This window comes from Sphingopyxis witflariensis, assembly GCF_002205635.1.
GTDB lineage: Bacteria > Pseudomonadota > Alphaproteobacteria > Sphingomonadales > Sphingomonadaceae > Sphingopyxis > Sphingopyxis witflariensis.
Genome location: NZ_NISJ01000001.1, coordinates 164,758 through 179,324 on the forward strand (window position 1 = coordinate 164,758; position 14,567 = coordinate 179,324).

General features: G+C 65.2%; 12 protein-coding genes. 4 read left to right on the plus strand and 8 right to left on the minus strand.

Annotation, left to right across the window (positions count from 1 at the left end):
• Positions 1-39: 39 nt before the first annotated feature.
• Positions 40-1,287, plus strand: a complete 1,248-nt coding sequence (locus CDQ91_RS00915; protein ID WP_088470828.1) for a dicarboxylate/amino acid:cation symporter — start codon at positions 40-42, stop codon at positions 1,285-1,287.
• Positions 1,284-2,279, plus strand: a complete 996-nt coding sequence (locus tag CDQ91_RS00920; RefSeq protein WP_088470829.1) for an aldo/keto reductase — start codon at positions 1,284-1,286, stop codon at positions 2,277-2,279. The genes CDQ91_RS00915 and CDQ91_RS00920 overlap by 4 nt, the downstream gene beginning before the upstream one ends.
• Before the next feature lie 141 nt (positions 2,280-2,420).
• Here the strand turns inward: CDQ91_RS00920 and CDQ91_RS00925 are convergent, their stop codons facing one another.
• The 5 genes from CDQ91_RS00925 to CDQ91_RS00945 are packed head-to-tail and all read right to left on the minus strand — an operon-like array spanning position 2,421 to position 7,998.
• The gene (locus tag CDQ91_RS00925; protein WP_088470830.1) at positions 2,421-2,924 is read right to left on the minus strand and encodes a DUF1003 domain-containing protein; all 504 of its coding nucleotides are present in this window, start codon (positions 2,922-2,924) and stop codon (positions 2,421-2,423) included.
• A 4-nt stretch (positions 2,925-2,928) separates the two neighbouring features.
• Positions 2,929-3,630, minus strand: a complete 702-nt coding sequence (locus CDQ91_RS00930; RefSeq protein WP_088470831.1) for an NnrU family protein — start codon at positions 3,628-3,630, stop codon at positions 2,929-2,931.
• A gap of 53 nt (positions 3,631-3,683) precedes the next feature.
• On the minus strand, positions 3,684-4,988 hold the full coding sequence (locus CDQ91_RS00935; protein WP_088470832.1) for an amidohydrolase family protein: 1,305 nt from the start codon (positions 4,986-4,988) through the stop codon (positions 3,684-3,686).
• Entirely contained in the window at positions 4,985-6,412 is a 1,428-nt protein-coding gene (locus CDQ91_RS00940; RefSeq protein WP_088470833.1) for an amidohydrolase, read from the minus strand. The genes CDQ91_RS00935 and CDQ91_RS00940 overlap by 4 nt, the downstream gene beginning before the upstream one ends.
• Positions 6,413-6,414: 2 nt before the next feature.
• Positions 6,415-7,998 carry a peptide MFS transporter gene (locus tag CDQ91_RS00945; protein WP_088470834.1) on the minus strand — a complete coding sequence of 528 codons (1,584 nt, stop codon included), beginning with the start codon at positions 7,996-7,998 and terminating at the stop codon, positions 6,415-6,417.
• Between the two features lie 188 nt (positions 7,999-8,186).
• On the opposite strand from CDQ91_RS00945, the gene CDQ91_RS00950 reads away from it, so the two are divergent.
• Positions 8,187-8,768, plus strand: coding sequence for a nitroreductase family protein (locus CDQ91_RS00950; RefSeq protein WP_088470835.1), 582 nt, complete (start codon positions 8,187-8,189; stop codon positions 8,766-8,768).
• A gap of 71 nt (positions 8,769-8,839) precedes the next feature.
• Positions 8,840-9,187 (plus strand): GntR family transcriptional regulator, encoded by a 348-nt coding sequence (locus CDQ91_RS00955; protein WP_088470836.1) that lies wholly within the window; start codon positions 8,840-8,842, stop codon positions 9,185-9,187.
• Positions 9,188-9,222: 35 nt separating this feature from the next.
• On the opposite strand, the gene CDQ91_RS00960 is transcribed toward CDQ91_RS00955, so the two are convergent.
• The 3 genes from CDQ91_RS00960 to prsK are packed head-to-tail and all read right to left on the minus strand — an operon-like array spanning position 9,223 to position 14,567.
• Complete coding sequence (locus CDQ91_RS00960; RefSeq protein ID WP_088470837.1) at positions 9,223-11,067, minus strand: tetratricopeptide repeat protein; 1,845 nt, start codon at positions 11,065-11,067, stop codon at positions 9,223-9,225.
• Positions 11,068-12,444, minus strand: coding sequence for a PEP-CTERM-box response regulator transcription factor (prsR, locus tag CDQ91_RS00965; RefSeq protein ID WP_088470838.1), 1,377 nt, complete (start codon positions 12,442-12,444; stop codon positions 11,068-11,070).
• Complete coding sequence (gene prsK, locus CDQ91_RS00970; RefSeq protein ID WP_088470839.1) at positions 12,441-14,567, minus strand: XrtA/PEP-CTERM system histidine kinase PrsK; 2,127 nt, start codon at positions 14,565-14,567, stop codon at positions 12,441-12,443. The genes prsR and prsK overlap by 4 nt, the downstream gene beginning before the upstream one ends.

The window sequence follows — 14,567 nt, forward strand, 5'->3', positions numbered from 1 at the left end:
TTGGCAAGCTGGCCGGGGGGATTGCCGGGAGATTATAGCGTGAAATCGGCATGGATTATCCTCTCGGCGCTGGTCGCCGGGATGCTGCTGGGGATCGGCGTGGAAACGCTCTCGCCCGCCGCGGGGACGGCGTCGCTCCCCTATATCGAAACCGTCGGCCTGTTGTGGCTGAAGGCGCTGACGATGACGATCATTCCATTGATCGTCGCGCTGCTCGTCACCGGCATTACTGCGACCGCCGATGCGGCGCGGGCGGGCGCGCTGGCCGGGCGTTCGGTGATGATCTTTCTGGGCGCCATCTTCCTTTCGGGGCTGATGTCTCTTCTGGTCACGCCGCTGTTGCTGCGCCTTTTTCCGATGTCATCCAATGCGGCCGAAGCGCTGCGCCATGGGCTCGGCGGGACGAGCGAAGCACCGCCTTCGCCGACATTCGCCGACTTCATTCTGGGCCTGATCCCGTCCAACCCGATCGCTGCCGCGGCCGAGACGACGGTGCTGCCGCTGATCGTCTTTACGACCATCTTCGCCTTTGCGATTACCAAGCTCCAGCCCGAACAGCGCGCGACGCTCTCGGGCCTGTTCAGGGCTCTCGGCGACGCGATGCTGATCGTCATTGGCTGGGTGCTGGCGCTTGCGCCGATCGGCGTTTTCGCGCTCGGCTATGCACTCTCGGTCAAGGCCGGCGTCGCGGCTTTTGGGGGACTCATCCATTATGTGTTGATCCTGTCGGGCGTCGGCGTCAGTTGCCTTCTGCTCGGCCTGCTGCTTGCATGGCTCGTGGTCGGCATTTCGCTGCCGCGCTTTGTCCAGGCGATGGTTCCGACGCTCGCGGTCGCGATCAGCACGCAAAGCTCGCTCGCCAGCCTTCCCGCAATGCTCAAGGCGACCGAAACGCTGGGCGTCGATCCGAAAAAGGCCGACGTCGTGCTGCCGCTCGCGGTTGCGCTCTTCCGTTTCACCAGCCCGGCGATGAACCTTGCGGTCGTGGTCTATGTCGCCTGGCTGTTTGGCATCGAGCTGACACCTTGGGAGATGGCGGTCGGGCTGGGCGTCGCCATGGCCGCGGCGCTGAGTTCGGTCAGCCTGCCCGGGTCGATCAGCTTTGTGACCTCAATCGCGCCGATCGCGGTATCGATGGGCGTCCCCGTCGCGCCGCTCGGGCTGCTCGTCGCGGTCGAGACTTTTCCCGATATCTTCCGAACCCTAGGTAATGTCGTCGGCGATGTCGCCGCAACCAAATATGCCGCCGACGGTGTCGACGACGAACCAGCAGGAGAGGCATTATGAAATATCGCACCCTCGGCCACGGCCTGAAAGTCTCCGCCATCGGCATCGGCTGCATGCCGATGATCAAGGGCGGCAATATCCTGTATGGCGAAGCCGCCGACCTTGATGAATCGACGCGAACGATCCACCGCGCGATCGATCTGGGCGTCACCTTTTTCGATACCGCGCAAATTTACGGCCCGTTCAGCAACGAAGAACTGCTGGGCGCAGCCATCAAAGGCAAGCGCGACGGCCTGATTATCGCGACCAAATTCGGGTTCAAATTCGAGGGCAATCAGATCGTCGGCGTCGACGGATCGCCCGCCAACGCGCGCGCGGCGTGCGAAGGCTCGCTCCAGCGGCTGGGTATCGACACGATCGACCTTTTCTATCAGCACCGCGTCGATCCCTCGATCCCGATCGAGGAAGTCGTCGGCGGCATGATGGAGTTGGTGAACGAGGGCAAGGTGCGCCACATCGCGCTGTCCGAAGCTGGCCCCGACACGCTCCGCCGCGCCGCCAAAGCCGCGCCGATCACCGCGTTGCAGAGCGAATATTCGATCTGGGAGCGCGATGTGGAAGAGGAAATCCTGGGCGTCTGCCGCGAGCATGGCATCGGATTTGTCCCCTATTCGCCGCTCGGCCGCGGCTTTCTGGCGGGCGCGGTGCGCAGCCGGGACGAGCTGCCCGAGGGTGACTGGCGCCGCAATGATCCCCGCTATTCGGACGAGAATCTGCCGGCCAACCTCGCGATCGTCGATGCGATCGGCGCGGTCGCTGACAAGCATAAGGCGTCGAAGGCGCAGGTCGCGCTGGCGTGGTTGCTCGCGCAGGGCGAGGATATTGTGCCGATCCCGGGCACCAAGCGCCGGGTGACGATGGAGGATAGCGTCGCGGCAACCGAGCTGGCGCTGACTGCCGACGATCTCGCGGCGATCGAAGCGGCGGCACCCCGCGGCGGCACGAGTGGGCCGCGCTATGGCGAACAGGGTATGCGGATGGTGCGGTTGTAGCACTTCTCGATCCTCCCTGTGCCGCAGGCATGGGGAGGTGGCAGCGCGAAGCGCTGACGGAGGGGCTTGGACGCCAGAGCCCCCTCCACCACCGCCTGCGGCGGCGGTCCCCCTCCCCATTGCTGCGCAACAGGGTGGATTCTAGCGCTTCAACCCCTTCACCTCACCCATCAGCTCATCCATCTTGTGGTGCAGCCGCATGATTTCCAACTCGGCGCGCAGGTTGATTTCATAGTCCAGCCCCGCCGCGATCCGGTCCTTCGCCGACGCGCGGTTCTGGCTCATCATGATGATCGGCGCCTGCACCGCCGCGAGGGTCGAGAGCATCAGGTTCAGGAAAATGAACGGATAGGGGTCGAACGCGAGCCCCCAGCGCGCCAATATTTCCGAATTGAGCAGCATCCAGCCGAGCAGAACGACGGTGAACAGGATGATGAAACCCCACGACCCGCCAACGGCAGCAACATGGTCGGACAGGCGCGCACCAAAACTGGATTCCTGATCGACCAGATCGGCGGCGTCGCGGCTGGTCAGACGGCGTTCGGCGATGGCGTCGAGAACGCGGCGCTCGTCACCGTCGAGCTCCTCAAGCGGCCGCCCGAGCAGGCGGAGCGACAGGTCCGCGATCTGCGTCGCATCATTCATCGCCCTACCCCACCCAACGCCAGATTCCCGCGACCATATAGCCCAGCGCGCCATGCGCCCAGGTCGCGGCGAGCCAGACAGCAATGCCGCCGAAGAGCGCGTGCGGCCGCGGGATCGTGTCGCCCCATGAACCGCGCCCGCTGAGTTGACGGGCAAAGGGAATGAAACTCGTGCGCGCGGCCCAGTGCCGCCATGTATCACCCATCAACCGCGCTTTTTTCACATCCTGCCCCGCCGATCCGACGAGCGCGAGGAAGATGATCGTCGCCGACAGGATGAACTGCCCCGGCGTCGGCACCACTAGCGCATGCGCGAAGGCCCAGAGCGCAAAGCCCCACATCATCGGGTGGCGCGTGATCGCGAAGACGCCGCGCGCGGCGCCCTGTGCGGCAAAGGCGGCGTTCGGCGCGGGCAGCGCCGGATTGCCGATCAGCGAGCCCATGAACAATATGCTGGCGAACAGCACCAGCAGCGACGCGAACATCCACAGCCCATCGCCGACCGCCCATATCGGCGGTTCTGCGGGCATCCCGCGCCACGCCTGCACGAGCATGACAAGCGTTGCGATCGCCACGACCGAATAGACGATCAGAAACGACCGCTCGCCCATCCGGCCCGCAAGCGGCGCGCGCAGCGGATGTGACAGAAGCAAATGCGACCCGACGAACAGGACGCATGTTGTGACCAGAAGCGACATCGGTTGCATTGGGCCTCTCTCTCCTCCCTCTTTCCCGGTGCAGCGCTGGTCAGGCGCGGCGTTTATCTGTCATAGGCCTTGGGCAGCGCGCCTTCCTGCGGCGTGGCATAGCGATCGCGCAAACGGTCCTGCCGCGTCGTCAGCGACTGGCGCTTGCCGTCGATCCAGACCATCGTCGGACGGCTGCCGAGTTCGAGCGGATCATCGTCCCAGATGACCACGTCACCAACACGTCCGGCCCTGAGTGACCCGATGCTGGCGTCCATCCCGACAGCGCGGGCAGGCGCACTGCTGATCGCGGCAAAAGCCTGGTCCCAGCTCAGCCCGCTCGCTCCCGGCAGTCTGGCCAGTCCGACCAAATTCCCGGCATATTGCGTGGTATAGCCCATTTTATGCGCATCGTCGTCATCGAACACACCGACCGACACATCGACGCCCGCAGCCTTCAATCGTCCGGCGTTCGACTGGGTCGCGCCGAGCTGTTCAAAGCTGCTGGGCAGGTCGGTCAGCGGCGATACCAGCACCGGCACCTTGGCGGCGGCAATGTCGCGCGCGACGAGCCAGCCTTCGGTCACGCCGACGAGGACGAGCTTCAGCGCGGGAAACTCCCCCTTCAGCTTGATGACGTTGACGATATCGACCGCGCGGTCGACGCGGACGAACAGCGGCGTGGTGCCATCGATCACCCGCACCAGCGCATCGGCGTCGGCGCGCTGGATCATCGCATCATTGCCCCATTCGGCAAGCGCGGCGGGGTTGCGGGCATAGCTGCGCGCCGCAAGCAATTGTTCGCGGAACAGCAGGAAAGTCGCGGCGCGGCTGCCGCCGGCCTTGGCCGACCCGGCTTCGCCAAAGGCGACGAACTGGAGCGCGCGCGGGCGCGTGACCATGTCCATATCGTCGGCGAGGTCGACGACCGCCCCCTGTCCGGCGAACAAATTGCTGCTGCTGCCCGGTGCGACGATCGCGCGGGTGACCCCGGCGGCGCGGTTGACCGCGACGGGCGAGCCCATCGGATTGAGCGCCGGCGCGATATCGAGCCCGGCGGAGAAGCGCGAGCGCCCCGCCGACCGGTCGTTGGTTCCCGACACCGCATCAACCTCGACCAGCCCGACGCGGCTGAACGCCGCGACGATGCCCGGCGTGACCCAGCGGCCTTTGGCATCGACGCGTTCGATCCCGGCGGGAACGGCGACGCCGGCACCCGCCGCAACGACCTTGCCGCCGCGCACGACTACCGTGCCGCCCTCGATCGGCGCGCTACCGTCGCCGATGACGAGCTTTGCGTTGGTGATCGCAATGTCCTGTGCGGCGATCGGGGCCGTGACGGCCAGAGCCGCGACGGAAAGCAGAAGTGCGCGCATCATTTCACATCCCCTTCGCCGGGCTGGCCGAGTTCGAAATCGCTGACCGGTCGCCGTTTCGGGTCCATCGCATCGAACATCAACGCGCCGTCGATCCATACCTTTTCCGGGCGGGTGTAGGCGCTGAACGGATTGCCGTTCCACAGCACGACATCGGCCATCTTGCCGGGTTTCAAACTGCCAGTCTTGTCGCCGATCCCCAATGCTTTCGCGGGATTATACGACAGCCATGTCCACGCCTGTTCGTCGCTGATCTGCATTCCCATGCGGCGGCCGGCCTTCAGCGCCTTCGCCGCCTCCTGATTGAGCCGCTGAATCTGGTTCGCGTCATCCGAATGGACGATCGTGCACGCGCCGGCCTTGTACGTCAGCGCGACATTTTCGGGCACGCTGTCATAGGCCTCCATCTTGAAGCCCCACCAGTCGGCCCAAAGCGCGCCGCAAATGCCTTCCGCCTTGAGCAGATCGGCGATCTTATAGGCTTCGACGGCGTGGTGGAAGGTCGACACCTTATAGCCAAATTCCTTGCTCATATCGATCACCAGCGCCATTTCGTCGGCGCGGTAGCAATGATTGTGGACGAGAATTTCGCCCGACAGCACCCCCGCAAGCGTTTCCATCGCAAGGTCGCGGTCGACTGCCTTTCCGTCGTCCATCTTCTTCTTATAGGCGGCGGCCTTTGCCCAGGTCGCACGGTTGACCGCGAAATTGCCCATGCGGGTCGAGGGCATCCGCCCCTTGGCACCGTAAACGCGCTTCGGATTTTCGCCGCACGCCATTTTCAGGCCATAGGGCGCGCCGGGGAATTTCATCCCCTGCACCGTGCGCGACGGCACATTCTTCAGCGTAACCGAACGGCCGCCCATCAGGTTCGCGCTGCCCGGCAGGATTTGCAGGCTGGTCACGCCGCCATTGGCGAGCGCGCGGCTGAAACCCGGATCCTGCGGCCAGACACTATGTTCGGTCCAGACTTCGGGGGTGGTCGGGCTGGTCGCCTCATTGCCGTCATCATGTGCGTCGACGCTGGGCGAGGGATAATCGCCCAAGTGGCTGTGAATATCGATGACACCGGGGGTGACGAACTTGCCGGTGCCGTCAAAGACCGCGACATCGCCCACCGGGATCGGCGTGTCGGGGCCGCCGACGCGCTCAACCTTGCCGTTCACCAGCAGGATCGTCCCATTGTCGATCCGCCCGCCCTCACCGTCGAAGATGGTCACATTGCGGACCGCCGTGACCCGCCCCGCATAGGGCTTGTAAGTCGACGGATAGGGATCCTTGTTGAACTTGACCGGCTTGTCGGCGGTTGCGGCGGGCTTGTCGCCCGCCGAATTCGCTTCGCCGCCGCCCGATGTTCCAGTGGCCGCACAACCGGCGAACGCCAGCGACACCGCAGCCAGCAGGCTGCCCTTCACACCCCGGATCATATTTACGCCCCCTTGGCTTCAGGATGAATGCCCGCAGCCTGCGCTTCGCCAATCTCGCCCTGTCCGGCAAGCGCATCGGCATCGCTGAGAGTGTCGAGGTGCATCAGCTTCTTGATCAGCGGCGACACGACGATCACCAGGACGCCAAAGCCGACGGCATAAAGTCCGATCGTGCTGTAGACGTCGAGCACCAGTGCCTTGCCGGCCCCCTCACCGCTCGCCTTTTCCGACCCCGTAGCGGCCGCAATCAAACCAGCGACGAAATTGCCGGTGGCCGAGGCGAAGAACCAGGTGCCCATGATCAGCGACGCCATATGCGCGGGCGCCAACCGGTTCATCGCGCTGAGCCCGACCGGGGACAGGCAAAGTTCACCCATGGTGTGGAACAGATAGATGAGGAAGATGAAGAGAACCGGGGTCGCATTGCCCATGCCGACCGCTTCGGCGCCCCATTTGAGGGCGTAGAAGCCCAGCCCGAGCTGGAGCATCGCGAGGCCGAACTTGACCGGGGTCGACGGCTCCATGCCGCGGCGGCCAAGCCAGGTCCACAGCGCCGCGAACAGCGGCGCGAGCAGAACGATATAGATGGCGTTGATCGACTGGAACACCGACGCCGGAACATTGCCGCGATCGACATAGCGGTCGGTGAAGAGATTGAGCGACGAGCCCGCCTGTTCGAACAGGGCCCAGAACAGGATCGACCCGAGGATCAGGAACATCGCGGCAAAGATGCGGTCGCGGTCTTCGCGGGGCAGTTTGATTACTGCCGTACCGATGACATAGGCGACGAGGATCAGACCGGCGAGGCCGAGCAGCGTCCCGACCAGCGCCTGGTTCTGCACCAGCCACCAGCAGATGACGACGGCGCCGAGGCCGACGAGATAGAGCAGCCATTCGAACTTGATGCCAAACTTCTTCTCGGCGAGCTTCGCGGGATTTTCAGGCTCGCCGCGGCCGAGCAGAAGCGGCTTGAAGACGACGAACACGATCAGGCCGGCGAGCATACCGAAGCCTGCTGCACCGAAACCATAGGCCCAGCCGTAAACTTCGCCCAGATAGCCGCAAAGCAGCGAACCGATCGCCGCACCGAGATTAATTCCCATGTAGAAAATGGTGTAAGCGCCATCGCGGCGCACGTCGGTGCGCGGATAAAGCTGTCCGACGATCACCGAAATATTGGCTTTCAGGAAGCCCGAACCGACGATGATGAAGGCAAGCGCGAGCCAGAAGATGCTCAGGCTGGCCGGATCCTGTCCGCCATCGCCCTCGAACCCCATGATGAAATGGCCGAAGGTCAGCAATATGGCGCCGTAGAGCACCGCCTTTCGCTGCCCAAGCCAGCGGTCTGCAAGATAACCGCCGAGGACCGGGGTGATGTAGACGAGCGCGGTATAAGCGCCATAGATGACACCAGCCTCGCCGTCAGAGAAAAGCCAGTGCTTGGTCAGGTAGAAGATCAGGAGTGCGCGCATCCCGTAATAGGAAAAACGCTCCCACATCTCCGCGAAAAAGAGGACGAACAGGCCCTTCGGGTGGCCGAGAAACGTCCCGGCGGCATCCCCGTGCTGGGCATAGGCTTTGGTCATGGCGACCCTTCCCTGATATTTGGTTGCTTGGCCCCCTCGAAACGGGGAGCGGATGGAGCAACCCTAGCGCGAAAATTGCGTATGGGAAGAATCTAATTGCGTGTGAAACCGGTTGTGCAGGGCCGAAAATTGTTGCGAACCATTCGCAACACTTGCGTTGCGGCGCCAAAAACGCCACATGGCACACCATGTTCAACGATCGCTCCTCGCTGCTCGCCCATCTCGCCACCCGCCGCTCGGGCAAGGCCCGCGACATGATCGCGCCCGGACCCGATGCCGCCGAACTGCAAGAGATTATTGCGCTGTCGCTGCGCACCCCCGATCATGGCAAGCTCGCACCCTGGCGCATCGTCACGGTCGCTGCCGAGCAACGCGAGGCCCTTGCGGCCTTGCTCAAACAGGCCTGGATATCTGAAAATCCCGGTGCGGCGGGAATGGACCTGTCGGCGCTCGACCAGTTCGCGCAGCAGGCACCCACCCTGCTCGTTCTTCTGTCGACACCCGTCCCCGGCAGCAAGGTTCCGGTGTGGGAACAGCAGATGTCGGCGGGCGCGGTGGGCATGAACCTGCTCCATGCCGCGCATGCGCATGGCTATGTCGGCAGCTGGTTGACCGGCTGGGCGGCCTATAACCCCCACGTCGCCGCTGCATTCGGTGCGGGCGAAGGCGATACGATCGTTGGCTATTTCTTTCTGGGCACCGCAGCCAGAGAGCTGGATGAGCGTCCGCGCCCCGAATATGACGATGTGGTCGGGCCCTGGGAAATATAGTTTCAACGAAAACCCGGCTTTTGTAACGACACGCGTTTGACTGTGCTGCTGTCTTATGGCATTAAGGCGGCATGCTCGATCAGTCCAAACCCGTGTACCAACGCTTGCGCGACGTGATCGCCAACGCGATTCTCGATGGCCAGTTTCGCGACGGCGACATACTTCCGTCGGTGCGTTCGCTCGCGGCCGAGCAGGGCGCCAATCCGCTGACCGTCGCCAAGGCCTATCAGACCTTTCAGGACGAAGGTCTGGTGATCGTGAAGCGCGGGGTCGGCATGTTCGTCGCGCCGGGCGCGACCGACCGGCTGCGCAGCCTGATGCGCGAAGATTTCCTGACCAATGTGTGGCCGCCGGTCGCCGAGCAGATGCGCCGCATCGGCCTCGACGCGCGGACTTTGCTGGATATAGCCGACGCTTAACCGTCGCCCCGGCGAAGGCGGGCAACGAACTTATCCTACCGTCCGATCTGCGCCGCCTTGTCGCGCAGATCTGCCGCAGCTTGGGCATCGCCGCCCTGCGCCAAAAGATCGGCGTAGAAATTCATGATTTCACCATTCAGCGGCTGGAGCCGATAGGCCCGCGCGATCAGTGGCAGCGCGCGGTCGCGATTGCCCTTTGTCGCCCAGGCCCGCGCGAGTTCGCGCAGAATCACGACATCGCGGCTGCCGATACGGCGGCGGACACGCTCGAAATGATCGATCGCCTGATCCCAATGTTTGATGTCCATCGCCAGATGGCCCGCCAGCCGGTCGGCAGCGATGCTCGACGGCTGACTGCCCCGCAGCGCGAGAATCGCGGCGCCCGACCCCGCGGGATCGCCCGCGCGATACAGCGCATTGGCAAGGCGCAGGGTCGTGCGCTCACTTGCGTCGAGCGCGCGTGCGGCGCGAAACGCCTCGACCGCCAGGCCAAAACGGCCGCCCGCCAGCGCGGCGTCGCCAAGGAGGATATGCGCGTCGGCGACCCCGCGATTCGCATCGCGTAGCCGCGCCGCGCGTTCGATCGCGCGGGCGGCGTTGCCCGCCGCGATATCGGCCGAAATCGCCGGGACCGCATGCACCGGGTTCAGCGGCTCGGCGTCAGCGAGCGCCGTGAGCAACCCATAATCCTCATCGACCGCGAACGGCGCTGCGTCGCCCCGGGTCAGCGTCGCCGCCCGCGCCAGATAGGCGGATGCTTCGCCCTGTCGCCCCAGTTCGGCCGCAACGCGCGCCGCGAGCAGCAGCGACCAGCTGTCGGCATCGGCCCGATCGACAATCGGGGCCAGTGCGTCGGCGGCAGCAACGGCATCGCCGTCGGACCAATCAGCGACCGCGAGAATCCGCCGCGCGGTCATATTGTCCGGCTGGTCGGCCAACAGCCGCTCGGCCCAGGTCGCCGCCACCGCCTCGCCGCCCAATTCCAGCTCGACGACAGCGCTCAGCAGCATGAACCCCGGTACATCGTCCATCGCGCCGCGCGTCCGCTGCAACAGGCTGCGCGCCAATCGGTAATTGTCGGCGCGCGCAGCAAGCACCGCCTGCAGATAATAGATGCGCGGCTCTCCGGGGACGAGCGTCGAGGCATGGCGCAGCGCACCGAGCATCTCGCGATAGCGGCCAAGGTCGCCCAGAACCGCGGCCTGATCGATCAGCGCCCCGGCATTGTCGGGATCGGCCACCAGCGCCGCGTCATACCAGGGGAGCGCGGCGTTCAGGCCTTGCTCGGTGCGGATCAGACTCGCCTTATAGGCCAGCGCCGGGCTGTTGTTTTTGTCGAGCTCGATCGCATAGTCGATCGCATCGCGCGCGCCGAGCGTGTCGGCATTGGCATCGCGAAAGCGCGCAACATCGACCCACAAAGCGGCATCGCGCGGCAGCTCGTTTACCGCGCGGTCATAGGCTTCGCGCGCAGCGCCGATGTCGCCATTGGCGAGGTGAACATTGCCCGCGACCCACGCGGCTTCGCCGATCATTTCGGGGATGATCGGCCCGGCGTCGAGCGTCTGAAGCGCCCGGCTGCCGTCGCCCTGCATCGCATAGGCGCGCGCGAGCAACGGACGCAGCGCGGCTTCCTTGCCGCCTGCGTCGATCGCGCCTTTCACCGCCGCTTCGGCCGCCACGCCGTCGCCGAGCCCAAAAGCAACGCGTGCCAGCTGGATACGTTCGGCGATCGCCTGCGGATTGTCGGCGATGGCATCGTGCAGCGCAATGCGCCGGTCTTCAAGCATCTGGCGCGGCGCCTCCGGGCGCGCGCCATCGCATCCGGCGAGCATCACCGCGAGCGGCAGCACGCCCGCCCAGAAGCGCCGGCAGATCATTCAGGCATGCATCCGATATTGTTTGAGCAGATCGTAGAGCGTCGGGCGGCTGATCCCGAGCAGCTTTGCCGCAAGCGAGATATTGCCCTCGCTCTGCATCATCGCGCGGCGGATCGCGACACGGTCGGCCGCCTCGCGCGCGCTGCGCAGGTTGAGCCAGGTCTCGTCGCCCTCCCCGTCCGCCCCCGCCATGTCGAGGTCCTCGCGCATCACCAGCTTGCCGTCGGCCATGATCACGGCGCGCTTGATGCGGTTTTCGAGCTCGCGGACATTGCCCGGCCAGCGCGCTTCGTCGATCGCCTGCAGCGCATCAGGCGCGAAGCCGCGCACCGCGGGGTTCATTTCGGGCGCATATTGGTGGAGGAAGTGGCGCGCGAGCAACACCGCGTCGCCCGGCCGTTCGGCGAGCGACGGAATCTTCACGACCATTTCGGCGAGCCGGTAATAAAGATCGTCGCGAAAGCCGCCGTCGGCGATCATCGCATCGAGATCGCGGTGGGTTGCGCACACAATGCGCGTATCGACCGCAATCGCCTTGCGCCCGCCGATGCGCTCGATCGTGCGCTCCTGCAAAAAGCGCAGCAGCTTGACCTGAAGCGGCAACGGGATGTCGCCGACCTCGTCGAGAAACAGGGTGCCGCCATGCGCCAGCTCGATCTTGCCCTCGGTCGTCTTCACCGCCCCGGTGAACGCGCCCTTCTCATGCCCGAACAGCTCGCTTTCGAGCAGATTTTCGGGGATGGCGGCGCAGTTAATCGCGACGAACGCCCCGTCGCGGCGTCCGCTCGCCTCGTGCAGCCCGCGCGCGAGCAATTCCTTGCCGGTGCCGCTCGCGCCCAGCAGCATCACCGAAACGCCCAGATTGGCGACGCGCTCGATCATCCGCGCGACCTTCGCCATTTCGGGCGCGCCCGTGATCATCCCGCCCAGCACGCGATTGTCGCTCGCCCCCTGACCGGCCAGCCGCGCATTCTCGACCTCAAGATCGCGAACATGGAAAGCGCGGCGAACGATTAGTCCCAATTCGTCGATATCAATCGGCTTTTGGTAAAAGTCCCACGCGCCATTCGCGATCGCGGTGAGCGCGCTCGCGCGCTCGCCATGACCGGACACGACAATGATTTTCGTATCGGGCTTGAGCTCAAGGAGCGCCGTCAGCGTCCGAAATCCCTCCCGCGTCCCGTCGGGATCAGGCGGCAGGCCAAGGTCGAGCGTCACGACCTCCGGCTCTTCGGCACGCAGCAGATTGATCGCACTGTCATGATCGCCGGCAATCAGCACCTGATAGCCGTCATAGGCCCATTTGAGCTGCGCCTGCAGCCCCGCGTCATCCTCGATCACCAGCAATTTTCTTGGGCTCGTGCCGCTCTCGCTCATTTCGATCCCACTTTCCTCATATGGCCGGCGGACGGCGGATCGCTGTGCGCCTCGGCCAGCGGCAGCCACAGGGTGAAGTTGCTGCCGCGCCCGGGTTCGCTCGCCACCTCGATCGTGCCGCCCATCGCCTGCGCCAGTCCCAGCGCCTCGAACGCGCCAAGGCCGAAACCCGCCTCCTTGGTCGAGACGAAGGGCTTGAACAGCTCGTCGCGGATGAAGGTGGGGGTCATGCCCTTGCCCTGATCGATCACATCGATGCGCCCCCGCCCCTGTTCGGCGACGGCGATCACCTGCACGGGCGTGTCGGGCGCCGAAGCATCGATCGCATTGGCGACCAGATGCTGGACGATCTGCTGAATCGAGGCCGCATCGCCCCATGCGGCGAGCCCGGCCTGACAGCCCGTGAACAGCGCGCGGCGAGGCTGCGCCTCCGCAGCTACGGCTTTCAGCAAGGGCTCGATCAAGGTTCGCTCGACCGACGCCGCACGCCCACGCTCGCGCGGCGACAGACGCTGGAGCAGGTCGCTGAGCCGCCCGGCAGAGATTTTCAGCGTCTGGACCATGTCGGCACGAAACTCGGGATTGTCGGCGTGGCGTTCGGCATTGCGCGCGAGCAGCGAGAGCTGGCTCGCCAGATTCTTGATGTCGTGCATGATGAAGGCAAAGCGGCGATTAAACTCATCGAAGCGCCGGGCTTCGGACAAGGCCTGCTGGCTTTGCGATTCGGCGAGATAGCTTGCCGCCTGCTGTCCCGCGATGCGCAGCACGTCGAGATCTTCCCAGTCGAGCGCGCGCGACACCGCCGGGCGGTGGAGTATCACGACCGCGATCATGCGCTGAAAATGCAGCACGGGAACCACAACCCAGGCACGCAGGTCGGCGAGCAGCCAGCCGGGGATCGCCAGATCCTCTGCCGCACTATTCTGGCCGCGCCGCTGCGCGTCGAGATCGACAATGTGCCGCGTTTCCTGGAGCATGAAGGCCGAGCGCAGCGACAGCGTCGCTCCCTCCTCGGAGGCGGTTGGCCAGTGCCACTGGTCGGCAACGCGAAAACCGCCCAACGCATCGGGCAACATCAAAAGCGCACCGGGACTGCCGGTCAATTCGGCCAGCGCCTTGGCGACGCGGCGATGGAGGCCCAGGCCATCCTCTCCGTCGCCCTGCCCGCCCTCGCGCGCCAGCGTCGCGGTGAAGCGCATCCATTCGGCCCGATAATCATAGCGATGTTCAAAGAAATGCTTGGTGATCATCACCGACAGCCACGCGCGTGCGCGCGCCGACAGGAACAACAGCCCCCCCGATCCCAGCGCGACGATCAGGAAGAGCCCCTGCGCCAAATTGCCGTAGTCGCCGCCAATCAAGCGCGCGACGGCGCCCGCCAGACCGATCAGGATCAGATAGACCGCGACGGCCAGCAGGATGATCGTCCGCATCGCCGCCGGGCGCGACAGGCGCATCCGTTCGCGGCCGATATCCATCGCGGCGACGACAAAAATCGGCAGGATCAACAGCGCGACGGCAGGTTGCAGCAGGATCAGTGTCAGGGCGGGTTTGCCGGTCAGCGCGCCGATCAACTGGGCGTTGAGTTCATAGGCCCAGAGCATCGCAAAGCCGCCTGCGACGGCCAGGACCGGGGTGCGCAGGCCCGAACCGCCACGCCGCACGCCGATATCGACGACCAGCAGCCCGCCCACCGCAACGATCATTGCGGCATTCGCCAGCCCCGTCGCCAGCCAGGCGCCGCCCGCGCCGCCAACACCCCAATGGGCGGCGGTGCCCAGCGACAAGGTGATCAGGCACGTCGTCGCGAGGAGCCGCTGGATCAGAAGCAGCGACCGCGACATCGGCGCTTGAGGCGTCCAGAAAGTGCCGCTGATCCAGACCAGCATGGCGAGGTCGCGGAGCGCCTGCGCCACCAGCGCCTGCGACGATCCCGGGGAAAAGACATAGAGCGCGGCGCACCACAGCGCCGTCGCGGCTGCGGCTCCGACGAGACGGCCGGGCACCGGCATCAGCGCCGCCATCCCCCCGCGAACCCGCGTCAACAACCACAGGGTGACGCCGGAAAAGCCCACCAGCGCCAAGCCGGACAGGAGATGCGACAGACCCGCGAGCGCCATCAT